The following is a 23617-nucleotide window of genomic DNA, read 5'->3' on the forward strand; positions in this document are numbered from 1 at the left end:
CGGGGCGTTGGCCGCCTCATCAGCCACTCCCCCCTCAGTCGCTCCGCGACAGCTCCCCCACAGGGGGAGCATCTCTCTACAGCGACTGCCCGTCGTCCACCGTGAACACCGATCCCGTCACCGCCCGCGAGGCGTCCGAGGCCAGGTACAGCGCCGTGGCTTCCAGGTCGCTGGTGTCCATCAGCCGCTTGCGCGGAAAGCCGGCCACCAGCTTCTGCCCGCCCTCGCTGTCGAACCAGGCGTCGTTGAGTTCGGTGCGGATGTAGCCGGGGCAGAGAATGTTGACGTTGATGCCCTTGCTGGCCCACTCGCGGGCCAGGCTCTTGCCCATGTGGGCCGTGGCGGCCTTGGACGCGCAATAGGCGGTGATGCCCGGCAGAACCTTGTGGGCGCCGATCGAGGCCACCAGAACGATCCGGCCGCGCGCCTCGACGCCGGCCTTGATCATCCGCCGCGCGCCCTCGCGGGCGGTCAGGAACACGCCCCGGGTGTTGACCCCCAGGATCTTGTCGAAGTCCTCGATGGCGATATCCAGCGCCGAGGCGCGGACATTGATCCCGGCATTGGCGATCACCGAGTTCGGCGCGCCCCAGGAGGCCTCGACCGCGTCATAGGCGGCGATCACCGAGGTCTCGTCCTCGACGTCCATCGACACCGCCAGGGCCATTCCGCCGATCGCCTCGATCTCGCCGACCAGGGTCGCCAGTCGGTCGGCCCGTCGCGCCGCCACCGCCACCCGCGCGCCGGCCTTGGCGGCGGCCAGGGCCAGGTTCGCGCCGATGCCCGACGAGGCGCCGGTGATCAGGACGGTGCGGCCGGAAAGATCGGTCATGGCGTATGCTCCCTCGGTTCTCGAGGGAGCATACGGGCGTTTGAAAGGCTTAGGCCAGCCCCGGACCTTCGATCTTCAAAACCGGGGTGAAGGCCGGCCGCCGCTCGGGCAGCGTCACCTTCAGGCCCTCGCCGTCGCGGGTGAAGGGCAGGGGATCGCCGCCAAGCAAGCTGACGCGCCGCACCTCGCCGGTCGCATGCGGCGCGCCCAACGCCAGGCTCTCGATCGCCATCTCGCGGCCGGGCTCGACCAGCGGCAGGGCATAGAGCGCGCCGGCCTTGGTGGTGAAGCGGATGTCGCGGGCCTCGAACGGCTTGGCGTCGCCCTCGTTCTGCATGCCTTCCACGAGGCGCGTCGGGCCCTCGCCGTAGATCTTCCATGGGCGGGTCGAGTAGATCGCCTCGCCGTTGACGGCGATCCAGCCGGCCATGTCGGCCAGCACCTTGGCTTCCTTGTCGTCGATCGAGCCGTCGCCGCGCTGGGGGATCGACAGCATCAGCGTGCCGTTCTTGCTGACCACGTCGGTCAGGCGCTGGATCACGTCCCTGGCGGTCTTGTAGCCGTCGCGCTCATAGAGGCCGCGGTCGTAGTGCCAGTTGCCGATGCAGGTATCGGTCTGCCAGGGCTCGTCGCGCAGGCGGTCGGAGAAGCCGCGCTCCACGTCTTCCACGATCGCCTTGCGCTGGAAGGGCGTCAGCTTCTTGCCGGTCACCACAACGTCGGTCCTGCCGAACTGGCGCATGGCTTTGTTGTAGAAGTGCGCGGTGGCCTCCAGCCCCGCCTGGCCCAGCGGCAGGGCGTAGTTGTCGAAATAGACCATGTCGGGCTTGTAGCGGTCGACGAGGTCGTTCTGGCGCAGCAGCCAGTTGCGCACGAAGGCGGGATTGTTCGGCGGCGGGGTCTCCAGCCACTCGCCGTCGTGCTTGTCGTGCCAGGCGTTGGCCTGCGCGATCGAATTGATCCCGTCGGGGATCACCATGTTGGGGCCGGTATAGAGGTCCTGCGGATCCAGGCCCTGCCACCACTTGCCCTTGCCGTCGGCCTTCCTCAGGCGGAAGGCGTCGTAGCGCTGGCCCTTCAGCGGGCCTTCGGCGTCGTAGCCGTAGGCGGTCTGCCACCAGTGCCAGGCGTGGGCGGCGTGGTTGGAGACGGCGAACTTCAGGCCGTGGCGGCGGGCGACCTTCTCCCACGTTCCGACGATGTCGCGCCTGGGCCCCACGCGCGTCGAGTTCCAGGCGTGATGGCGGCTGTCGAACAGGTCGAGATTGTCGTGGTGGTTGGCCATCGACATGAAGAACTTCGCGCCGGCGGCGACGTAGGTCTTCATCAGGCCTTCGGGATCCCAGGCGTCGGCCTTCCAGCGCGGGATGAACTCCATGAAGCCGAACTGCGTCGGATGCCCGTAGGTCTTCACGTGGTGTTCGTAGAAGGGGTTGCCCTGCTGGTACATCTGCCGGCCGTACCAGTCGCCGTACTCGGGCACGCACTGCGGCCCCCAGTGCGACCAGATGCCAAGCTTGGCGTCGCGGAACCAGTCGGGCGTCCTGTAGCCGGCCGCCAGCGACTCCCAGCTGGCCTTGAACGGCCCGCGAGGTGCGGCCAGGGCGGGCGAGGCGGCGAGGCCGGCGGTCGCGCCCAGAAGCGCGCGGCGGGTGAAGGGCATGGTCGGTCTCGTCAGTCTGGCGGTGGTGTCGCCCTCGTCCTTCGACAAGCTCAGGATGAGGGCTATTGCAAAGGCGGGTCAGTAAGAAGACCTCACCCTGAGCTTGTCGAAGGGCGGGGTCTTCGGTCCAAGGGAAGCGCTAGCGGACCGGCGTCAGGCGCGCGGCCGCGCCGCCGCTGGCGGCGAGTTTCAGGGTCAGGGTCGAGGTGGCGGAAACTTCAGGGTTCGAAACCTCGATACCGGTCGGGGTCGCGCCGTCCTGGCGGACGTCGGCCTTCCACGCGCCCTTGCCCAGGAAGCCGAGCGGGACCTTCACCGTCCGAGCGGTCTCGTTGTTCAGCGCGCCGATCCACCATTCGTCGCCCTTGCGGCGGGCCACGACGATCGACTGGCTGATCTCGCCGGTCACGAAGCGCACCTCGTCCCAGGTGGTCGGCACGGCGGCGGCGAAGTCCAGGCCCTGGGGGCTTTCGGCATAGGTGTCGGGGCTGTCGGCGACGATGGTGAAGGGGCTGTCGTAGACGACGAACATCGCGAGCGCCTGGCCGCGCGTGGTCTGCACGAAGGGCAGCTTGTCGCGCGGCTCGAACTTGTCGGGCGCCACGTTGCGGAAGCCGCCGGGGGTGTAGTCCATCGGTCCCAGCAGCATGCGGGTATAGGCGAGGTTGACGTTGTGGGTCGCGGTGATCCGCGCGCTCCACTTGTTGTATTCGGCCCCCAGCACGCCTTCCTGCGTCAGGTAGTGCGGATAGGTCCGGATCAGGCCCGTCGGGTGATAGGCGCCGTGCAGGTCGACCATCAGGTGGTGCTGGGCCGCCTTCTTCAGCAGGCGGTGGTAGAAATCCACCATCGCTTGATCGTCACGGTCCATGAAGTCGACCTTGATGCCCTTGATCCCCCACTGCTCGTAGAGGGCCAGGGCCTCGTCCATCTGGGCGTCCAGCGCCTTCCAGTTCAGCCACAGCCAGACGCCGACCTTCCTGTCGGCGCCGTAGGAAATCAGGCCCGGCAGGTCGAGTTCGGGCTTGGGGCGGGTGACGTCGACGCCCGGCCGCACCACCGAGGCGCCGCCGGCCCCGACGTTCCAGCCTTCGTCGATCAGCATGTATTCCAGGCCGTTGGCGGCGGCGAAGTCGATATAGGCCTTGATGGTCTGCGGGTTCATGCCCGCGTCGGGCACGGCCTTCAGCGCCGGGCCGTTCCACCAGTCCCAGGCGGCCTTGCCCGGCTTGATCCAGCTGGTGTCCTCGACCACCGACGGCGCGCTCAGCGTGGTCAAAAGGGTGTTCTCGACCAGCTGCCCGGCCTTGGGTGCGATCATGATCACCCGCCACGGCGAGACGACGTCGGCGCCCAGGCGGGTCTTCACCGCCGTGCCCGAACCGTCGAGGCGCGGCGAAAGCTTTACCGACAGGCCCAGGCGTCCGTCGCCCCTGCCGGTCAGGTACATGCCGGCCCAGTCCTTCAGGTCGGCCTCGGCCAGCGCGAAGGCGGCGTTGTCGCCCTGGCAGACCAGCGGGGCGTCATAGAGGTTATGCTCGCGGAATTTCGAAGCCTGGACGGCGTCGAACTCGCCCTCGTGGCTGGTGCCGAACTTGCCGAGGTTCAGGCCCCAGCAGCCGTAGTCCCTGGGGAACGAGAACCCGGTCACCTCGTCGTTGACGTTGGTGGCTGCCGTCGCCTCCTGCTGGGGCAGCACATAGCGGAAGGCCACGCCCTGGTCGTAGGCGCGGAAGACTACCCGCAAGCGTCGGCCGCTCTCTTCCTGGAAGTCGACGGCCAGTTCGTTGCGCTTCTGGGCCACGTGGCTGACCTTGGCGGCCGGCAGGTCGTAGACGTCCTCGCCGCTCGGCGTTTCGGCGCCGACAATCTTCACGCCGTAGGAAAAACGGCCGCCCTTGGAGAGCTCCAGCCCCAGGCCCGAGGGGGAGATCAGGCTCTTGCCCCGGTAGGCGACGGCGTAGCGCGCCTGTCCCGACTCGTCGGAGACTTGGATCGAGATCGCGCCGTCGGGGGAGGAAAGGGTGCGGGTTTCGGCGGAGGCTTTTGCGCTATACAGCGCTGTCAATGCGGCTCCAGCCAGCAAGGCGCTCCGAATGACCCCCATGCAACGTCTCCCTAAAATTCGTTGTCTCAGTGTTTGTCGTATTAATTAGACCGTGTATGCATCGGCGTCGAGCTTTCGATACCGGTAACATCCAGGCGGCTTCCAGACCGCCCTAAGCAAGGAAGAGCGGGGGAGCATGAACACCAGGACCCTGACCATCGCGCTGATGGCGACCACCCTTCTGTCGGCCCCGGCCTTCGCCGCCGACGGTCCCAAGAGCACCGCCCATCCGGCCCTGTGGCCCGCGGCCAAGAGCCAGGGCCTGGTCGATCCGGCCACGGAAGCCTTCGTCGACGGCCTGCTGGCCAAGATGACGCTGGAAGAGAAGATCGGCCAGATGATCCAGGCCGACACCGCCTCGATCAAGGCCGAGGACCTCAAGACCTATCCGCTGGGCTCGATCCTGGCCGGCGGCAGCTCGCCGCCCCTGGGCGCGCCCGACCGCTCGCCGGTCGGCCCGTGGGTCGACACCGTCAAGGCGTTCCGCGACGCCGCCGCCCAGCGTGGCGGGACCAACATTCCGCTGATGTTCGGCATCGACGCCGTGCACGGCAACAACAATCTCGTCGGCGCCACGCTCTTCCCGCACAACATCGCCTTGGGCGCGGCCCATGATCCTGAACTGATCCGCAAGATCGGCGCCGCTACGGGCCAGGAGACAGCGGTGTCAGGCTTCGACTGGGCCTTCGGTCCGACCCTGGCCGTGCCGCGCGACGACCGTTGGGGCCGCACCTACGAGGGCTATTCGGAGGATCCCGCGATCGTCCGCCAGTACGCCCGCGAGATGATCCTGGGCCTGCAAGGCGCCGTCAGCGAGGGCCAGGCCCTGCAAAAGGGGCACGTGGCGGCCAGCGCCAAGCACTTCCTGGGCGACGGAGGCACCACCAACGGCAAGGACCAGGGCGACACCCAGGTTTCGGAAGCCGAGCTGATCCGCCTGCACGCCCAGGGCTACGTTCCGGCCATCAACGCCGGGACCATGACCATCATGGCCTCGTTCAACAGCTGGAACGGCCAGAAGATGCACGGCAACAAGTCGCTGCTGACCGACGTGCTGAAGGGCCGCATGGGCTTCGACGGCTTCATCGTCGGCGACTGGAACGGCCACGGCCAGGTCGAGGGCTGCACGCCGACCAACTGCGCCCAGGCCGCCAATGCGGGCCTGGACATGTACATGGCCCCCGACAGCTGGAAGGGCCTCTATGACAACCTGCTGGCCCAGGCCAAGTCGGGCGAGGTGCCTATGGCCCGCATCGACGACGCCGTGCGCCGCATCCTGCGCGTGAAGGCCAAGCTCGGCCTGTTCCGCGCCGACCGTCCGTGGGAAGGCCGCGAAGGCGTGCTGGGCAACGCCGACCACCGCGCCATCGCTCGCGAGGCCGTGGCCAAGTCGCTGGTGCTCTTGAAGAACAACGGCGGCGTGCTGCCGATCAAGGCCAGCGCGAAGGTGCTGGTCGCCGGCTCGGGCGCCGACGACATCGGCCAGCAGTCGGGCGGCTGGACCCTGTCGTGGCAGGGCACCGACAACAAGAACAGCGACTTCCCGAACGCCCAGTCGATCTATTCGGGCTTCAAGGACGCGGTCGAGGCCTCGGGCGGCAGCGCCTCGCTCAGCGTCGACGGCAGCTTCAGCGACAAGCCTGACGTCGCCGTCGTGGTGTTCGGCGAGCAGCCCTATGCCGAGGGCGTCGGCGACCTGAAGTCGTTGGAGTATCAGCAAGGCGACAAGACCGACCTGGCCCTGCTCAAGAAGCTGAAGGCTCAGGGCGTGCCGGTGGTGGCCGTGTTCCTGTCGGGCCGTCCGCTGTGGGTGAACCCCGAGCTGAACGCCTCGGACGCCTTCGTCGCCGCCTGGCTGCCAGGCTCGGAAGGCGGCGGGATCGCCGACGTGCTGGTCGGCGACGCCGCCGGCAAGCCGCGCCGCGACTTCAATGGCAAGCTGTCGTTCAGCTGGCCCAAGACCGCCGCGCAGTTCTCGCTGAACAAGGGCGACAAGGGTTACGCGCCGCTGTTCGCCTACGGCTACGGACTGACCTACAAGGCCGGCCGGACCGTGCCCAAGCTGTCGGAAGTCTCGGGCGTCACCGCCATCGCGGCCAACGACAGTAACTACTTCGTCGGCGGCAAGACCTCGGCGCCGTTCGAATTCCGCCTGCTGCCGACCACCTCGGTGCACATCAAGCCGGTCGACGCCGGCAACGTGCAGGAGGCCGGCCGCCAGCTGACCTTCGCCGGCGGCGTTCCCGCCGCGGCCGAGATCGCCGCCGACAAGGCCTTCGACCTGACCTTCCAGACCAACGCCGAGATCGCCCTGCAGGTGAACTGGCGCGTTGACGCCGCCCCGTCGGCCAAGACGACCCTGGGTATCGGCGCCGGCAAGCTCGACGTCACCCCGGTGCTGTCGGGCGCCAAGCTCGGCGAGTGGACCAGCCTGAAGGTGCCGCTGAAGTGCTTCCAGGCCGCCGGCACGGACGTCACCAAGGTCAAGGCCCCGTTCTCGCTGGCCACGGCCGGGACCCTGACGGTCTCGATCAGCGGCGTGAAGCTGACCACCGACCCGACCGGCACGACATGCCCGGCCAAGGCGGACTGATCGGTCCCTCCATCTGAAGCGGTATGACCCTCGTCCTTCGACAAGCTCAGGATGAGGGTCATGTCAGCCGCGGCGCTAGATATCCTCATCCTGAGCTCGTCGAAGGACGAGGATATCGGCTCCTCCCGAGCGCTTATCAGGAGACATAATTTGGTTCGTCACCTGCTCGCCGGGGCCGCCGCCCTGGCCTTCGCCGGCCCCGCCGCCGCCGCCGCGCCGCTGCTGGCCTCGGTGTTCACCGACCACGCCGTGCTCCAGCGCGACCAGCCCATCCGGGTCTGGGGCGTGGCCGCGCCCAATGCCGTCGTCGCCCTCGACCTGTCGGGTGAGCAGGGCCTGGCCACGGCCGACGCCAAGGGGCGCTGGGTCGCCCTGCTGAACGCCCGCCCGGCGACCGGCCAGCCTCTGACCCTGACCGTCAAGGCCGGAGAGGCGACCCAGACGGTCTCCGACCTCCTGATGGGCGACGTCTGGCTGTGCTCGGGCCAGTCGAACATGGAATATCCGCTGCGCCGCGCCCTCAATGGCGAGGCCGAGGCGGCCGGCGCGACCGACCCGCACGTGCGCCTGCTTCAGACCGGCCGCACCAGCCTGCCCAACCCGACCGACACGCTGCCCGCCCAGGCCGCCTGGAAGGTCTCCAGCTACGACAGCGCCAACAACTTCTCGGCCGCCTGCTTCTTCATGGGCCGCGACATCCGCAAGGCCGCGGGCGCGCCGGTCGGCCTGATCGACGCCACCTGGGGTGGCTCGATCATCCAGGACTGGATCAGCGGCCAGGGCCTCAAGGCCCTGGGCGGCTATGACGAGGGCCTGTCGGTGCTGGCCGACTACGCCAAGGATCCCGCCAAGGGCATGGCCCGCTGGGGCGCGATGCTCGACCGCTGGGCCGCCAGGGTCGAGCCGCATGCGGCGGGCTGGGCCAGGCCCGATTTCGACGACCGGGCCTGGGCGACCATGCCAGCAGAGCAGTTCTGGGAGACCAATCCGGGCCTGGAGACCTTCGACGGCACGATCTGGCTGCGCGCGGAGATCACCCTGACCAAGGCCCAGGCGGCGCAGGCCGCCACCCTGATGTTGGGGCCGGTCGACGACATCGACACCAGCTTCGTCAACGGCCGCCAGGTCGGCTCGCAGGAAGGCTGGGACTTCAAGCGTGCCTATGCCGTGCCGGCCGGAACCCTGAAGACCGGCCGCAACATCATCGCCGTGCGCGCCATCGACGTGGGCGGCGGCGGCGGCGCCTGGGGCCCCGCCAAGGACAAGGGCCTGAAGCTGGCCGACGGCGCGTTCGTGCCGCTGGGCGGAACCTGGCGCTACAAGGTCTCGACGAAGCTGTCCGACACCGGCCTGCCGCCGCACGCGCCGTGGCTGGGAACCTCGGGCCTGTCGACCCTGCACAACGGCATGATCGCCCCGCTGGCGCCCTACGGCGTCAAGGGCTTCGCCTGGTACCAGGGCGAGGCCAACGTCACCGAGGCCAAGGAGTACGAGCGGCTGATGCCGGCCCTGATCGCCGACTGGCGGCGGGCCTTCGACGCGCCGGACGCGCCGTTCCTGATGGTGCAGCTGGCCGCCTTCGGGCCGCAGGTCGACAAGACCGGCGTCTCGCGCTGGGCCGAGCTGCGCGACGTCCAGCGCCGCACCGTCGCCGACGATCCCAAGACGGGCCTGGCCTCCGCCGTCGATCTCGGTTCGCCCTACGACATCCACCCGGCCGACAAGCTTCAGGTCGGCCTGCGGCTCGGCGGCCTGGCCCGCAAGCTGGCCTATGGCGAGTCCCTGGACGCGTCCGGACCCGCGCCGCTCTCGGCCATGCGCGAGGGCGCCGACGTCGTCGTCACGCTCGACCAGCCGGCGGTGGTCTACGGCTCGGGCCGTCCGGCCGGCTTCGAGCTGTGCGAGGCCGCCGAGGCGTGCCGCTTCGTTGATGCGACCGTGGAGGGCGACAAGGTCCGCCTGAGCGTCCCGGCGGGCTACGCCGCCGTGAAGGTCCGCTTCGCCTGGGCCGACAGCCCGGTGCTGAACCTCTATGGCCGAAACCGCCTGCCGGCGACGCCGTTCGAACTCAAAATCCCTCTCTCTTAAGAGAGAGGGAATTTCCTCTCCAGCCCCGCTTATTAACCAGCAACCCCTTGCGTCATAAGGCTTTCCTTCTCCTGAAGGAGGCCCGCTGCTTGACTGACCGCACCTGCGAAGAACTGGCCGAACTTTGGCGAGCGGTGTTCGGCGAAGCGCCGCCGATCATCACCGACCGCGAACTCACCGTAGAGGTCCTAGTCCGCTGCCTGCCCGTCGCCGAACCCTATGCGCCACAAGCCCCCGTCACAGCTCAGCTTGCTCGCAAGGCGTCGTGAAACCGAGATAGGAACGATCTATCTTCGGAACTGATTTTATCGATTGGACCTATTTGCTGCATCGCGATACCTACGACGCATCCTTTTCCAACGGAGCGTCCCATGTCGCTGATCAACACCACGATCAAATCCTTCACCGCCCAGTCGTACAAGGACGGCAAGTTCGTCACGGTCAGCGACGCCGACACCAAGGGCAAGTGGTCGGTCTTCTTCTTCTACCCGGCCGACTTCACCTTCGTCTGCCCGACCGAACTGGAAGACCTGGCCGACAACTACGACGTCTTCACCCGCCTGGGCGTCGAGATCTACGCCGTGTCGACCGACACGCACTTCTCGCACAAGGCCTGGCACGACAGCTCGCCGGCCATCGGCAAGATCAAGTACCACATGGTCGGCGACCCCTCGGGCGCGATCACCAACAACTTCGAGATCATGCGTCCGGGCGTCGGCCTGGCCGACCGCGGCACCTTCCTGGTCGACCCGGAAGGCGTGATCCAGTTCATGGAAGTGACCGCCGAGGGCATCGGCCGCAACGCCATCGAACTGCTGCGCAAGATCAAGGCCGCCCAGTACGTGGCTTCGCACCCGGGCGAAGTCTGCCCGGCCAAGTGGGAAGAGGGTGAAAAGACCCTGGCCCCCTCGCTCGACCTCGTCGGCAAGATCTAAGCGTACCTAGACCTACCCCGCGCCGCCGCTCCTTCTGGAGCGGCGGCGCACCCCTCGATCGTTCGCCGCGTTCGATCCTCCCCCGAAAATCGAACGCACTTCCTCCTCCCCCTAGTTTTCTGGGAGCCCGTCATGCTGGACGCTGGTCTGAAGACCCAACTGAGCACCTATCTGCAGAACCTGCGCCAGCCGATCGAACTGGTCGCGTCGCTTGGCGACGACAAGGGTTCCAAGGACATGCTGGCCCTGCTGGAAGACGTCGCCGCGACGTCCGACAAGGTCAGCCTGAACCTGGCCGGCGCCGACGCCCGCAAGCCCTCGTTCGCCATTACGCGCGCCGCCGGCGACGCCGATGTCCGCTTCGCCGGCCTGCCGCTGGGCCACGAGTTCACCTCGCTGGTGCTAGCCCTGCTGCACGTCGGCGGCCACCCGCCGCGCCTCGACGCCGAGGTGATCGAGCGCATCAAGGCCCTGGACGGCGACTACAGCTTCGAGACCTATTTCTCGCAGTCCTGCCAGAACTGCCCCGACGTCGTGCAGGCGCTCAACACCATGAGCGCCCTGAACCCGCGCATCCGCCACGTCGCCATCGACGGCGCGCTCTTCCAAGAGGAAGTTGAAGCGCGCCAAGTTATGGCTGTGCCGACCATCCTGCTGAACGGCCAGCCGTTCGGCCAGGGTCGCATGGAGGTCGAGCAGATCCTGGCCAAGCTCGACACCGGCGCCGAAGCCCGCATGGCCGAGAAGATCAAGACCAAGGACGCCTTCGAGGTGCTGGTCATCGGCGGCGGTCCCGCCGGCGCGGCCGCGGCCGTCTACGCCGCCCGCAAGGGCATTCGCACCGGGGTCGCCGCCGAGCGCTTCGGCGGCCAGGTGCTCGACACCATGGCCATCGAGAACTTCATCTCGGTGCAGCACACCGAAGGCCCCAAGCTGGCCACGGCGCTGGAACAGCACGTCAAGCAGTACGACGTCGACGTGATGAACCTGCAGAAGGCCGTCGGCCTGGTGGCCCCCAAGACCCCGGGCGGCCTGATCGAGGTCAAGCTCGAGAACGGCGCCAGCCTGAAGTCGCGCACCGTGATCCTGTCCACCGGCGCCCGCTGGCGGAACGTCAACGTGCCCGGCGAGGCCGAGTACAAGAACAAGGGCGTGGCCTACTGCCCGCACTGCGACGGCCCGCTGTTCAAGGGCAAGCGCGTGGCGGTGATCGGCGGCGGCAACAGCGGCGTCGAGGCGGCCATCGACCTGGCCGGCATCGTCGCCCACGTCACCCTGATCGAGTACGACAGCCAACTGCGCGCCGACGCGGTTCTGCAACGCAAGCTCGCCAGCCTGCCCAACGTCACCATCGTCACCTCGGCCATGACCACCGAGATCCACGGCGACGGCGCCAAGGTGAACGGCCTGTCCTACAAGGACCGCAACCACGACACGGCCCACCGCGTCGACCTGGAAGGCGTGTTCGTGCAGATCGGCCTGGTGCCCAACACCGAGTGGCTGAAGGACTCGAACGTCGCCCTCTCCAACCGCGGCGAGATCGAGGTCGACTACCGCGGCGAGACCTCGATGCCGGGCGTCTTTGCGGCCGGCGATGCGACCACCACGCCGTACAAGCAGATCATCATCGCCATGGGCGAGGGCGCCAAGGCCTCGCTGTCGGCCTTCGACTACCTGATCCGCCTGCCGGCCGAGCAGGCCGAAGCGGCCTGATCGGCTTTACCCGATCTCTCTCTCAGAGAGAGGGATCCAGAAAGCTCAAGCCACCGCCGCCTGGATCCCCGCCAGCAGGTTGGCCGCCGTGATCGGCTTGGCCACGTGCAGGTCGGCGCCGGCGGTCAGGGCCTCGTTGCGGTGCTTCATCAGGGCGTTGGCGCTGAGCATGATGATCGGCGTGCGGGTCGCGCCGCGTTCGACCTCTAGGGCGCGGATGGCCCGCGTGGCGGTCAGGCCGTCCATGCGCGGCATCTGCATGTCCATCAGGACGATGTCGAAGCGGCCGCCTCCGAAGGCGGCGACCGCCTCGAAGCCATCGCCCACGGTGACCACCTCCGCGCCCTGGGTCGCCAGGATCAGCTGGGCCACCCGCTGGTTGGTCGGATGGTCCTCGACCAGCAGCACGCGCAGCGGATGGTCGGGCAGAGCGATCGGCTCCGGCGGCGGGGGCTCGGCGCTGACCTCGACGGCCTCCTGCAGGCGCGGCAGGCTCAGCGAGAAGACGAAGCGGCTGCCGACCCCGGGCTCCGACGTCGCCGAGATCTCGCCGCCCATCATCTCGACCAGCGAGCGGCAGATCGACAGCCCCAGGCCGGTGCCCCCGAACCGGCGGCTGATCGACTCGTCGGCCTGGCCAAAGCGGGTGAAGAGGTTGGCGGCCTGCTCGGCGTCGAAGCCGATGCCGGTGTCCTCGACCTCGAAGGTCAGCTGGGTCTCGCCGTTAGCCTCGGTCGCCGCGACGCGCAGGGTGATCGCGCCCGTCTCGGTGAACTTGATGGCGTTCGACAGCAGGTTGCCGATCACCTGGCTCAGGCGCGTGCCGTCGCCCAGGTGCCGGCCGCCTGTGATCGGCGGCCGCTCGATGGTGAAGGCCAAGCCCTTCTCTTGCGCCCGGCGGCGCATCACCTCGACGCCGGGACGCAGCGCCTGGTCGAGGTTGAACGAGCGCTTTTCCAGCTGAAGTTGGCCGGCCTCGATCTTGGAGACGTCCAGGAAGTCCGACACCAGCCGTTCCAGCGTCGCGCCCGAGTCGCGGACCAGGGCGATCATCTCGGCCTGTTCGGGGCTGAGCGCGGTGCGCGACAGGGCGTCGACGATGCCGATGACGCCGTTCAGCGGCGTGCGGATCTCGTGGCTGATATTGGCCAGGAAGTCGCTCTTGGCGCGGTTGGCCGCCTCGGCCGCCGCCTTGGCCTCGATCAGCTGACGCTCGGCCGCCACCCGGTCGGTGACGTCGCGCGCCACGCCGTAGATGCGGTCGCCGGCCCGCTGGGCGCGCCATTCCAGCGTGCGGTAGTGGCCGTCGGCGTGGCGATAGCGGTTGATGAAGCCTCGAACCGGATCGCCGTCCTTGCGGTTCTCCACCTCGACCACGCTGTCGCGGGTGCCGGGCATGTCGTCGGGGTGGACGAGGCGCAGCAGGGGTTGGCCTTCCATGTCCTCGGGGCGATGGCCAAGCTTGGTCTGCCACGACGGGCTGGCCTTCAGCACCGTCCCCTCGAGATCGCGGATGATCAGCAGGTCGAGCGAGACCTCGAAGAAGGTGCTGGCGTCCACCAACAGAGCGTCGCGAGCCGATGCCTCAGCCATAGATCGAAGTCCCCGAAACGCCGACTAGAGTTCAGCCTAGCGCATCAAGGTTAAATTCCAATATCCGCAATCCATTGCATTTGTGGTCGCGTACATGGCGCTGAAATTCGAAATGCTCTTTTGGCGATAGCTTAATTGAGTTTCGGTATTGGAAAGTATCGGAAGGGGCGGGCTTTAGACCGCCTCCGCCCAGCCCTTGGCCACATAGGCCGCCGCCACCGCTTCAGCCGCCTTGATGCCGTCCACGCCCGCCGACAGGATGCCGCCGGCATAGCCCGCGCCTTCGCCGGCCGGGAACAGGCCGGCGGTGTTGAGGCTTTGCAGGTCCTTGCCGCGCGTGATGCGGATCGGCGAGGAGGTGCGGGTCTCGACCCCGGTCATCAGCACGTCCGGATGGTCGTAGCCGGCGATCTGGCGGCCGAAAACCGGCAGGGCCTCGCGCATGGCCTCCAGCACGAACGGCGGCAGGCATTCGGCCAGATCCGTCATCCTGATCCCCGGCTTGTACGACGGCGAGACCTCGCCCAGTGCTTCCGACGGACGGCCGGCCAGGAAGTCGCCGACCTTCTGGGCCGGGGCCTTGTAGTCGCCGCCGCCGGCGGTGAAGGCCAGGCTCTCCCATTTGCGCTGGAACTCGATGCCGGCCAGCGGGTGGCCCGGATAGTCGCGCTCGGGATCGATGGCCACCACGAAGCCGGAGTTGGCGTTGCGCTCGTTGCGCGAATACTGGCTCATGCCGTTGGTCACGACCCGGTTCGGCTCCGAGGTCGCCGCCACCACCGTGCCGCCGGGGCACATGCAGAAGCTGTAGACCGTGCGGCCGTTCGAGCAGTGGTGCGACAGGCTGTAGTCGGCCGCGCCCAGGTCCGGGTGGCCGGCGCAGGCCCCGAAGCGGGCCTTGTCCATCCACGATTGCGGGTGCTCGATGCGCACGCCGATCGAGAACGGCTTGGCCTCGATATGGACGCCGCGGTCGTAGAGGGTCTGGAACGTGTCGCGCGAGCTGTGGCCCACGGCCAGCACCACGTGCTCGGTTTCCAGGAATTCGCCGGTCGACAGGTGCAGGCCCTTCAGCTTGCGCGCGCCGTCCTCGCCGGTCTCGATCTCGAAGTCGGTCACCCGGTGCTGCCAGCGGTATTCGCCGCCCAGGCCCTCGATCAGGGCGCGGATGTTCTCGACCATGTGCACCAGGCGGAAGGTGCCGATGTGCGGGTGGGCCTCGGTCAGGATCTCTTCGGGCGCGCCGGCGGCGACGAACTCCTCCAGCACCTTGCGGCCCAGGAAGCGCGGATCCTTGATCTGGCTGTAGAGCTTGCCGTCCGAGAAGGTGCCCGCGCCGCCTTCGCCGAACTGCACGTTCGACTCCGGGTTCAGCTCGCTCTTGCGCCACAGGGCCCAGGTGTCCTTGGTGCGCTCGCGCACCACCTTGCCGCGGTCGAGGATGATCGGCTTGAAGCCCATTTGGGCCAGGACCAGCCCCGCGAACAGGCCGCAGGGACCGGCCCCGATCACCACCGGGCGAGGGCCGTCGAAGCCTTCCGGCGCGCGGGCCATGAAGCGGTAGTCGGTGTCGGGCGTCGGGCGCACCTGGCTGTCGCCCTTGAAGCGCTCCAGAACGGCGGCCTCGTCGCGCAGGGCGACGTCCACCGTATAGACCATCAGGATCGCGCTCTTCCTGCGCGCGTCGTGTGCGCGCCGCCAGAGCTTGACCTCGAGCAGGTCATCCGGGGCGATCCCCAGGCGCGCGCAAATGGCCGGAGCCATGGCCTCCGGCGGATGGTCCAGGGGCAGCTTCAGTTCGGAAAGACGCAGCATGGCGCGGGGTTTAGCCGGTCGCGGGCGCGTGCGCCATGGGGGAGGGGCTTCCCTTACTTCCCGTCATTCCCGCCACAAGGGCGGGAATGACGGGAGAGAAGAGGGTCTAAACCGCCAGCCGTTTCAGCCGCTCGCGCAGGTCCACCAGCTCCGGCAGCGGCGTGTCCAGCTTGCAGAAGAACTGCTCGGCTACGCCGAGGGCCTGGTCGCGCATGGCGTCGCCCGCGTCCGTCAGCGAGATGATCACCCGCCGCTCGTCGTCGGGATCGCGGCTGCGCACGATCAGGCCGGCGCCCTCCAGCCGCTTCAGCAGGGGGGTCAGGGTGCTGGACTCCAGGTCCAGCGCCTGGCCCATCTCGCCGACGGTGCGCGGGCTGTGCTCCCACAGCACCAGCATGGCCAGGTACTGCGGATAGGTCAGGCCCAGGGCGTCCAGCAACGGCCGGTACAGGCGCGTGACCCGGTTGGCCGCGCTGTAGAGGGCGAAGCAGAGCTGGCGGTCGAGGCGCAAGACCTCGACCGCTTTGTCCAGGGCTTTGTCGGCGTCCGAGGTCATGCAGCCTTTACGTTGAGGGCGACATCGATATTGCCGCGGGTGGCGTTGGAATAGGGGCAGACCTGGTGCGCCGTGGCAACCAGGGCTTCGGCTTCTTCCTGCGAAAGGCCCTGGGTTTCGACGTCCAGCGCCACTTCCAGCTTGAAGCCGACTTCCTGCGCGGCCAGGCCGACGACGCCGGTGACGGTCGAGCTGGTCAGCGGGATCTTCTTCTGGCGGGCCACGAAGGCCATGGCGCTCTGGAAGCAGGCGGCGTAGCCGGCCGCGAACAGCTGCTCGGGATTGGTGCCGTCTTCCTTGCCGCCGAGGGCCTTGGGCATGGCCAGGCGTACGTCCAGCAGGCCGTCGTCGCTGCGGACGCCGCCTTCGCGACCGCCGGTGGCCGTGGCGCGGGTTTGGTAGAGAGTGCTCATCGGTTCGCTCCTGCGATTGAATTGGTGATAACGATTTAATCGCGTACGATATAACTTCAAGGGCGCCGCCGACGATTTTTCGTCGCGCCCCGAAAGGATGCTGACATGCACGGGACTGTCGCCGACGCGGGCCCTTGATCTTCGCAGCTCCGGCGAGCCAGTTTCGCCCCCAACAAAAAGGGGAGGGGCGCGTGCGATCCTGGATTCTGACAGCCGGTCTGGCGGCAGCGATGGTTCTGGCCGGCCCGGCCTGGACGCAAGGGACCTCGTCCAGCCTCGACACCGCCGACGTCGACCTCTTCTACCGCCTCTATGACCAGGCCGGCGGTCGTCCCAGCGCCGAGCAGCTTCAGGCCGGCTATATCGACGCCGGCTCGCCGGGCCTGCGCACCTTCTTCACCGCCCGCCGCACCACGGCGACCCGGCTGGCCGAAGCCATCGCCGCCCGGCCCGAGCTCTACCAGAAGGCCCGGGCCTGCGCCGACGTGCTGCCCAAGGTGAAGGGGCGGGTGGACACGGCCCTGGCGAAGTTCACGACGCTCTATCCGCAAGCGCGCGTGCCCTCGGTCACCGTGGCGGTCGGCCGCGGCAAGCCGGTGGCGATCGGCAGTCCGGTCACGGGCGTCCAGGTGGGGCTGGAGGCCCTGTGCGCCACCGAGTTCATGAACCCCGACACCGAGGGCCGCTTCGTCGGCGTTCTGCTGCACGAATACGCCCACGCCCAGCAGAACCCGCTGCTAACCGAGAAGGAAAACCCGACCGTGCTTGAGACGGCGCTGCTCGAGGGCGGCGCCGAGTTCGTCACCGAACTGCTGATCGGCCGGCCCGCCTATGTCTATTTCGATCCCCTGACCAAGGGGCGCGAGCGCGAGATCGAGACCGCCTTCGCCGCCGACCTCGACAAGACCGACCTGTCGGCCTGGTTCTACAATTCCACGCCCGAGAAGCCCGCCGATCTCGGCTACTGGACCGGCTACCGCATCGCCAAGGCCTATTACGCCAGGGCGAAGGACAAGCGCGCCGCCTTGCGTGAGATCCTCACCGTGTCGGACGCCCGGGCCTTCCTCGCCGCCAGCGGCTGGACGCCGGGGATGACGCCGGAGTGACCAAGGGGGCGCTTGCCCCGATCGTCGCTTCGTGTCCCACTTCGCCCGTCGGGGCGCTGAGGAGGTGAGGCCATGTTCAGGCTCATGCCGCTGTCGGTGGCCGCCGTCGTGCTCGTCGTTCCCGCCGCCGCCTCGGCCGATCCGGGCTGGAGCGCCTACGACACCGATCAAGCGATCAGCGTCACCGGCCCCATGACCGACGTCTCGTGGGGCGACCCTCACGGCGCGGCCAAGGTCCGCCACGCCGGCGCGGTCTGGGACGTGGTCCTGGCCTCGGTCGCCCGCATGGAGGCGCGGGGGCTGTCGCACGAGATGCTGGCCTCGGGCCAGCCGATCACCCTGGAAGGCTATCCCCGCCGCGACGGCGTCGCCGAACTGCGCATCGAGCGGCTCACCGTCGCCGGGCGGACGGTGGAGCTGCGCTAGGGTCCGTACTCAATTACCTAGGCTCTAACAAAGGTCGTCATCCCGGCCGGAGGCCCGCCTAGCGGGCCGCAGAGCCGGGACCCAGGGGGCACCGGCAGTGCGCCGGCCCCGGGTCCCGGATAAGCGCTTCGGGCTTTCCGGGATGACGATTGATGGAGCATTGATTTTTCACTCCCGGACACTTCAGTCCGAACCCTAGGCGGAACCGCGCTTCAAGCCTGGCCGTTGGATGGACGATCACGGAAGGAGCCGCCTTGGACGCCAACGTCGCCTATGGCCGGGCCCTGGCTCGCGCGTTCGGCGGGGCCCTGCTGTTCTCTTTCCCGCTGCTGATGACCATGGAGATGTGGTCGCTGGGCATGGCGGTCGAGCGGACGCGGCTGCTGGTCTTCCTGCTGCTGTCGCTGCCGATGCTGCTGGGCCTGTCGTACTATGCCGGCTTCGAGCCGACCTTTCGCCTGAAGGACGAGGTGCTGGACGCCCTGGCGGCCTTCGGCGTCGGCTTCCTCCTGGCGGCGGTGCTGCTGGCGCTGTTCGGGGTGCTGGGACGGCGGGGGCTGTCCTTCCAGGCCGACCTCGGCAAGGTGGCGCTCTGCGCCGTGCCCGGCGCCATCGGCGCCCTGGTCGCCGGCAAGCAGTTGGGCGAGGGCGCGCCCAGCGCCCATGAGAAGCAGCGGGCCGGAACCCTGGGCGAGATCTTCCTGATGGCGGTCGGCGCGCTGTTCCTGGCCTTCACCGTCGCCCCGACCGAAGAGATGATCCTCATCGCCTACCAGATGGGGCCGCTGCAGGCCCTGCTGCTGATGGGGCTGTCGGTGCTGCTGCTGCACGCCTTCGTCTATGGCCTGGGCTTTCCGGGCCAGAGCCGCCGGCGCCAGGCGGGCGGACCCTTGCGCACCTTTGTCGGCTTCACCGCGCCCGGCTACGGCGTGGCGCTGGTCGTCAGCCTCTATCTGCTCTGGACCTTCGGACGCACGGACGGCGTCGCCCCGCACGAGATCGCCACCATGACCATCGTCCTGGCCTTTCCAGCCGCCCTCGGCGCGGCCACCGCGCGGCTGGTGGTCTGATGGCGACCGCGACCAAGTCCCGTCGGGCCGCCAAGCCGTCGCCGCGCAGCGAGCCGCCGCTGCTGGAGTGGATCTCGGCGGCGATCGGCCTTGTCTGCGCCCTGGCGGCCATCGGCTTCGTCGGCTGGGACGCCCTGCTGGGCGAGCGCTCGCCGCCGGCCATCGAGGTGCGGCTGGTCGCCGTCACCCCCACGCCGCACGGCTATGTGGCGCAGGTCGAGGCGATCAATCACGGGGGATCCTCCGCCGCCCAGGTCGCGATCGAGGGCGTGCTGAGCGGGCAGGGCGAGGCGGAAACCGCGCAGGCGACGCTGGACTACATTCCCCAGAGGTCGCGGGTGGGCGGCGGGCTGGTGTTCGAGCACGACCCGCGTGCGGGCCGCCTCGTGCTGCGCGCCAGGGGCTTCGCCGACGCCTCGTGAGCGATCAGGCCGCCCAGGCGGCCGCGAAGCGTTTCAGCTGCGAGCGGGCGGCGCTTTCGTGCACGGCCCCAGTGCGCTCCAGACGCAGGAAGAGGTCGCCGGCGGTGTGGGCGGCGCGGGCCGGCAGGCCCTGGCCGTTCAGCCGCACCAGGCCCCGTTCGGCGGCCTTGGTCGAGATCCACACGGTGCGCGGACCGATGACGGTGTCCAGCTCCACGCGCCCGCCCTCGGCCAGCACCCTGGCGTCCAGGGGGACGGTCAGCCACAGGTCGTGGCCGCGGACCATGGCGGCCGGCTCGGCCTTGATACGCACGGTCAGCAGGGTCTCGCCGACGCGCACGGTGTCGCCGTGGCGCAGGCCCGCGGGCAGGGTGAGGCGCAGGCGTCGCCCGCCGACCTCGGTTTCCAGCGCGCCGCCCATGAAGGCGAAGGCCGGCTCGACCTCCAGCACAGCCTGGCTCGGCATGGCCGGCGTCTGGACGGTGGCGGGCGGAAAGCCCAGGCCGGCCGGGGGCTCGACGCCTTGCAGCATGCGATAGGCGGTCAGCACGTCGCGAAACAGGGCCGCGTCGCCGCCGGGACGGTCGGGATGGGCGCGCTTGGCGGCTTCGCGATAGGCCGCGCGCAGCTCGCGCTCGTCGGCGCCGGGCGCGACGCCCAGGATCGCGCGGGCGGCGGAAAGGGACAGGGAAGGGGCCGAGGCGGCGGTCATGCCGCGACCCTGCGCCGACTTGGTCAACGGGGCGTTAAGTTAAGACTTTAGGTATTGGGTGACCATGACCCCCAGGCTGACCACCAGCACCGAGGCCGCGCCGACGCCCCAGGCGAAGTTCGAGGCCGTCCAGCCGAGGGGGTAGCTGGCCTCGCGGCCTTCGATGCGCGCCCTGGCCTGCAACGCCAGCAGGCGTCGAAACGACCAGATCGGGAAGGCGACGCACACGCCCAGGCGGACCGTCAGCGACAACAGGTCCCAGGAGGTCCAAAGTGACGGTTGCGGGTGGAGCGAGATCCACGAGCCGAAATGGGCGAGGCCGATGGTCACGGCGGCCAGGACTTCCAGGCGCGACAGCACGAGATGGTTTTTGATCTTCACGTGAGATTCTCTTGATCTACGCGCCTGGATTGCAGGTTTTCACGCGTGGTCAAGGGCGTGGGGATCTGGCGCGAAAGTTCCGAAGGGCGCTTACGTAGCGGTCAAGCATGGCCCCCCGCCGCGTGGAGGCCTATATCCAGGCCATGACAGACGCCCCGCTGATCCCCGCCTCGCCCAGCGAAGACGACTATGTCGCCCAGGTGGCCGCCGCCACCCCGCCGGCGCTGCTGCCCGAGGGCGACCCGATCCACCTGTTCGGCGAGTGGCTGGCCGAGGCTGGCAAGTCCGAGCCCAACGACCCCAACGCCATGACCGTCTCGACGGTCGACGCCGACGGCATGCCCGACTCGCGCATGGTGCTGCTCAAGGACGTCGATAGCCGCGGCTTCGTCTTCTACACCAACCTGCAAAGCGCCAAGGGCCGCGAACTGGCCGCCAATCCCAAGGCGGCCCTGCTGTTCCACTGGAAGTCGCTGCGCCGCCAGGTGCGGGTGCGGGGCGTGGTCGAGCCCGTCAGCGAGGCCGAGGCCGACGCCTATTTCGCCAGCCGCGCCCGCCACAGCCAGCTGGGCGCCTGGGCCAGCGACCAGTCGCGGCCGTTGCCCGACCGCCTGGCGCTCGAGCGTCGCGTGGCCGAGATGGGCCTGAAGTACGGCCTGGTCGGCAAGGTGCCGCGCCCGCCGCACTGGTCGGGCTTCCGCATCGTGCCGCAGGTCATCGAATTCTGGCGCGACCGGCCGTTCCGCCTGCACGAACGCCTGGTCTACGAACGCGTCGACGGGGCGTGGGCCACCCAGCGGCTGTTCCCGTAGCGGTCACGCTGTGCCGTATCGCGCCAGGAAGGTCTCGACGGCGTCCTCGGCGATCTGGTTAACCGGGCGATCGGGCTGCACCTCGTCGCCGGCCGACAGCCCCAGCACCAGGGTGGCGTGGTCGAGCATGCCCATCAGCTGCCCCGCGGCCCAGGACGGTTTGTCGACCTTCAGTTCACCCGAGGCGTTCAACTCCCTGACCACCTGGATCGCCGCCCCGCCCAGGGACTCGCGCGCCGCGCCCAGGAAGTGGTCGGCCACTCCCTCGAAGCGCCGCCGCTCGGCGGTGACCATCCGGAACATCGCCCGCGTCGCCGGGGTGGCGAAGAACTCGGCATAGGCCCGGGAGAGGGCGGTCAGGCGGGCGCGGGCGTCGCCGATGGCCTTGGCGCTTTCGCGCACCGGCTCGGCCATCGTCCGCACGCTGTCGACCACCACGGTGCGGAACAGCTCGGCCTTGCTGGGGAAGTAGGCATACAGGGTGGCGGTCGAGACGCCCGCCCCGCGGGCCACCGACTCCATGCCGGCGTCCGCGTAGCCTTCCTTGAGGAAGATGTCGCGAGCCGCGGCCAGGATCTCCGCCTTCTTGTGCTCGGACCGTTTCAGTCCGGCGCCGATGAGCATGGGATTCCTCAACATCAGACTGTGATGGTTAAACGCTACTATCGCGTAAGTAGATCGCGCAAGCGTCTGCGAGGACTTGCACCGAACTTTGCGCTATGGGACGCCCGGGCGCCGCCGATCGGGCGGGCGAAGACGAAGGTTGGACGGCGTGATCAAGGACGCGGAAGCGGCGCGCGAACAGGAAGTGGCGGCTTGGCTGGGAGATAAAGCCGACCAGACCATCGAGACCTCCTGCGCTCGGGTGTTCCTGGTGGGCGAGTCCGCCTTCAAGGTGAAGCGCCCGGTCGACTTCGGCTTCCTGGATTATTCGACCCTGGAATTGCGCCGCTGGTCGCTGCAACGCGAGCTTTCCTTCAATCGCGCCGCCGCGCCCGACATCTATCGCGCCGTGCGCCAGCTGACCCGCGCCGCCGACGGTGGCATCGAGATCGACGGGGCCGGCGAGGTGGTCGAGTACCTGCTGGAGATGCGCCGGTTCGACGGCGAAGCCGTGCTGGCCTCCCAGCCGTGGGCCATCGACGACGCCCTGGAAGAGTCGCTGGGCCGCACCATCGCCCAGTTTCACGCCGGCGCGGCGCTGCGTCCGCAGGGCGGCGGCGTCTCGGCGCTGGGCTACACCATCGCCTCAAACGCCAATCTGCTGCGCGGCCTGGCCCCGCGCCTGGGCGCCCAGGCCGTCGAGCGACTGGTCGAGGAGACGGACCTGGCCCTCAAGCGCCTTGCCCCGCAGCTCGACGCCCGCGCCGCCGAGGGCTTCGCCCGCCACTGCCACGGCGACCTGCACCTGGGGAACATACTGATCGAGGAGGGCAGGCCGATCCTCTTCGACTGCATCGAGTTCAACGACGCCCTGTCGGATATCGACGTGCAGTACGACCTGGCCTTCCTGCTGATGGACCTGGACTTCCGCCGTCGCCGCGACGCGGCCGGCCGGGTGCTGAACGCCTATCTCGACGAGGCCGCCCGGACGTTCGGCGAGGGCCTGTGGACGGGCCTGGCCGCCCTGCCGCTGATGCTCAGCGTCCGCGCCGCCGTGCGCACCCACGTCTGGGCCTATACCGGCGACGACGAGGCCGCCCGCGCCTATCTGGCCACCGCCATCGAGCACCTGGCGCCCAAGCCGGTCAGCTTGGTGGCAACCGGCGGCCTGTCGGGCTCGGGCAAGTCGACCTTCGCCCGCGTCTGCGCGCCGGGCCTGGGCGCCGCGCCGGGCGCGGTAGTCCTGCGCACCGACGAGATCCGCAAGCGCCTGTGGAACGCGCCGACGCTGCAACGTCTGCCCAAGGAGGCCTACACCCCCGAGGTCAGCGACAAGGTCTATGACGAGCTGTTCCGCGACGCCGAACTGGTCCTGAAGGCCGGCCGCTCGGTGGTGGTCGACGCCGTGTTCATCAAGCCCGAGCAGCGCGCCCGCGCCGAGGCCCTGGCGACGAAGCTCGACGTCGCCTTCCAGGGCGTCTGGCTCGAAGCCCCCGCCGACGTCCTGCGCGCCCGCGTCGCCGCCCGCGTCAACGACGCCTCCGACGCCGACGTCGCCGTGCTGGAAAGCCAACTCACCCGCGACACCGGCGACATCGACTGGCGCCGCGTGGACACGGTCAGCGCCTTCGAGGACGAGGCGAGGGCGCTGGCCGAGCAGATGGGGTAGCCGCTTCGCGGTCCCCCTCAGTCGGCTTCGCCGACAGCTCCCCCAGTGGGGGAGCATCTTGGCGCATTAAATCCTCCCCCTCTGGGGGAGGTGGCCCGGAGGGCCGGA

21 protein-coding genes are annotated in these 23617 nt (G+C 68.8%); 11 read left to right on the plus strand and 10 right to left on the minus strand.

The window, feature by feature from the left end; translation table 11 throughout:
- Nucleotides 1–76: 76 nt before the first annotated feature.
- The 3 genes from SGCZBJ_RS11170 to SGCZBJ_RS11180 form a co-directional block, all read right to left on the minus strand.
- Nucleotides 77–832, minus strand: coding sequence for an SDR family oxidoreductase (locus SGCZBJ_RS11170; RefSeq protein WP_101718079.1), 756 nt, complete (start codon nt 830–832; stop codon nt 77–79).
- Between the two features lie 49 nt (nt 833–881).
- Entirely contained in the window at nt 882–2495 is a 1614-nt protein-coding gene (locus SGCZBJ_RS11175; RefSeq protein WP_101718080.1) for an alpha-L-fucosidase, read from the minus strand.
- A gap of 139 nt (nt 2496–2634) precedes the next feature.
- Entirely contained in the window at nt 2635–4602 is a 1968-nt protein-coding gene (locus tag SGCZBJ_RS11180; protein WP_101718081.1) for a glycoside hydrolase family 97 protein, read from the minus strand.
- A 136-nt stretch (nt 4603–4738) separates the two neighbouring features.
- On the opposite strand from SGCZBJ_RS11180, the gene SGCZBJ_RS11185 reads away from it, so the two are divergent.
- The 5 genes from SGCZBJ_RS11185 (at nt 4739) to ahpF (ending at nt 11931) form a co-directional block, all read left to right on the plus strand.
- Entirely contained in the window at nt 4739–7195 is a 2457-nt protein-coding gene (locus SGCZBJ_RS11185; RefSeq protein WP_101718082.1) for a glycoside hydrolase family 3 protein, read from the plus strand.
- Between the two features lie 150 nt (nt 7196–7345).
- Nucleotides 7346–9283 (plus strand): sialate O-acetylesterase, encoded by a 1938-nt coding sequence (locus SGCZBJ_RS11190; protein ID WP_240621481.1) that lies wholly within the window; start codon nt 7346–7348, stop codon nt 9281–9283.
- A gap of 89 nt (nt 9284–9372) precedes the next feature.
- Nucleotides 9373–9552: a hypothetical protein gene (locus SGCZBJ_RS25370; RefSeq protein WP_133149231.1), complete on the plus strand. Its 180-nt coding sequence runs from the start codon at nt 9373–9375 to the stop codon at nt 9550–9552.
- Nucleotides 9553–9654: 102 nt separating this feature from the next.
- Nucleotides 9655–10218: an alkyl hydroperoxide reductase subunit C gene (ahpC, locus tag SGCZBJ_RS11195; RefSeq protein WP_101718084.1), complete on the plus strand. Its 564-nt coding sequence runs from the start codon at nt 9655–9657 to the stop codon at nt 10216–10218.
- 132 nt (nt 10219–10350) lie between these two features.
- Nucleotides 10351–11931, plus strand: a complete 1581-nt coding sequence (ahpF, locus tag SGCZBJ_RS11200) for an alkyl hydroperoxide reductase subunit F (protein WP_101718085.1) — start codon at nt 10351–10353, stop codon at nt 11929–11931.
- Nucleotides 11932–11976: 45 nt separating this feature from the next.
- Here ahpF and SGCZBJ_RS11205 read toward each other — a convergent pair whose 3' ends face one another.
- From SGCZBJ_RS11205 to SGCZBJ_RS11220, 4 genes are all read right to left on the minus strand, one after another.
- Nucleotides 11977–13524, minus strand: coding sequence for an ATP-binding protein (locus SGCZBJ_RS11205; RefSeq protein WP_101718086.1), 1548 nt, complete (start codon nt 13522–13524; stop codon nt 11977–11979).
- Between the two features lie 174 nt (nt 13525–13698).
- Nucleotides 13699–15339 carry an NAD(P)/FAD-dependent oxidoreductase gene (locus SGCZBJ_RS11210; protein WP_101718087.1) on the minus strand — a complete coding sequence of 547 codons (1641 nt, stop codon included), beginning with the start codon at nt 15337–15339 and terminating at the stop codon, nt 13699–13701.
- Nucleotides 15340–15445: 106 nt separating this feature from the next.
- Nucleotides 15446–15895 (minus strand): MarR family winged helix-turn-helix transcriptional regulator, encoded by a 450-nt coding sequence (locus SGCZBJ_RS11215; RefSeq protein WP_101718088.1) that lies wholly within the window; start codon nt 15893–15895, stop codon nt 15446–15448.
- Complete coding sequence (locus SGCZBJ_RS11220; RefSeq protein WP_101718089.1) at nt 15892–16308, minus strand: organic hydroperoxide resistance protein; 417 nt, start codon at nt 16306–16308, stop codon at nt 15892–15894. The genes SGCZBJ_RS11215 and SGCZBJ_RS11220 overlap by 4 nt, the downstream gene beginning before the upstream one ends.
- A gap of 191 nt (nt 16309–16499) precedes the next feature.
- On the opposite strand from SGCZBJ_RS11220, the gene SGCZBJ_RS11225 reads away from it, so the two are divergent.
- From SGCZBJ_RS11225 to SGCZBJ_RS11245, 4 genes are all read left to right on the plus strand, one after another.
- Nucleotides 16500–17414 carry a DUF2268 domain-containing putative Zn-dependent protease gene (locus SGCZBJ_RS11225; RefSeq protein ID WP_133149232.1) on the plus strand — a complete coding sequence of 305 codons (915 nt, stop codon included), beginning with the start codon at nt 16500–16502 and terminating at the stop codon, nt 17412–17414.
- 72 nt (nt 17415–17486) lie between these two features.
- On the plus strand, nt 17487–17840 hold the full coding sequence (locus SGCZBJ_RS11230; protein ID WP_205685371.1) for a DUF6152 family protein: 354 nt from the start codon (nt 17487–17489) through the stop codon (nt 17838–17840).
- 254 nt (nt 17841–18094) lie between these two features.
- Entirely contained in the window at nt 18095–18910 is an 816-nt protein-coding gene (locus tag SGCZBJ_RS11240; protein ID WP_101718092.1) for a TIGR02587 family membrane protein, read from the plus strand.
- The gene (locus SGCZBJ_RS11245) at nt 18910–19332 is read left to right on the plus strand and encodes a hypothetical protein (RefSeq protein WP_101718093.1); all 423 of its coding nucleotides are present in this window, start codon (nt 18910–18912) and stop codon (nt 19330–19332) included. The genes SGCZBJ_RS11240 and SGCZBJ_RS11245 overlap by 1 nt, the downstream gene beginning before the upstream one ends.
- 4 nt (nt 19333–19336) lie before the next feature.
- On the opposite strand, the gene SGCZBJ_RS11250 is transcribed toward SGCZBJ_RS11245, so the two are convergent.
- Nucleotides 19337–20044 (minus strand): DnaJ C-terminal domain-containing protein, encoded by a 708-nt coding sequence (locus SGCZBJ_RS11250; protein WP_101718103.1) that lies wholly within the window; start codon nt 20042–20044, stop codon nt 19337–19339.
- Between the two features lie 39 nt (nt 20045–20083).
- Nucleotides 20084–20425: a hypothetical protein gene (locus tag SGCZBJ_RS11255; protein ID WP_101718094.1), complete on the minus strand. Its 342-nt coding sequence runs from the start codon at nt 20423–20425 to the stop codon at nt 20084–20086.
- A 143-nt stretch (nt 20426–20568) separates the two neighbouring features.
- On the opposite strand from SGCZBJ_RS11255, the gene pdxH reads away from it, so the two are divergent.
- Nucleotides 20569–21237, plus strand: coding sequence for a pyridoxamine 5'-phosphate oxidase (pdxH, locus tag SGCZBJ_RS11260; RefSeq protein ID WP_101718104.1), 669 nt, complete (start codon nt 20569–20571; stop codon nt 21235–21237).
- A gap of 3 nt (nt 21238–21240) precedes the next feature.
- On the opposite strand, the gene SGCZBJ_RS11265 is transcribed toward pdxH, so the two are convergent.
- Nucleotides 21241–21861, minus strand: a complete 621-nt coding sequence (locus SGCZBJ_RS11265; RefSeq protein ID WP_101718095.1) for a TetR/AcrR family transcriptional regulator — start codon at nt 21859–21861, stop codon at nt 21241–21243.
- Between the two features lie 148 nt (nt 21862–22009).
- Here SGCZBJ_RS11265 and SGCZBJ_RS11270 point away from each other — a divergent pair, with 148 nt between their 5' ends.
- Nucleotides 22010–23509 carry a bifunctional aminoglycoside phosphotransferase/ATP-binding protein gene (locus tag SGCZBJ_RS11270; protein WP_101718105.1) on the plus strand — a complete coding sequence of 500 codons (1500 nt, stop codon included), beginning with the start codon at nt 22010–22012 and terminating at the stop codon, nt 23507–23509.
- The last annotated feature ends 108 nt before the right edge of the window (nt 23510–23617 follow it).

It is taken from the genome of Caulobacter zeae, assembly GCF_002858925.1.
GTDB classification, from domain to species: domain Bacteria; phylum Pseudomonadota; class Alphaproteobacteria; order Caulobacterales; family Caulobacteraceae; genus Caulobacter; species Caulobacter zeae.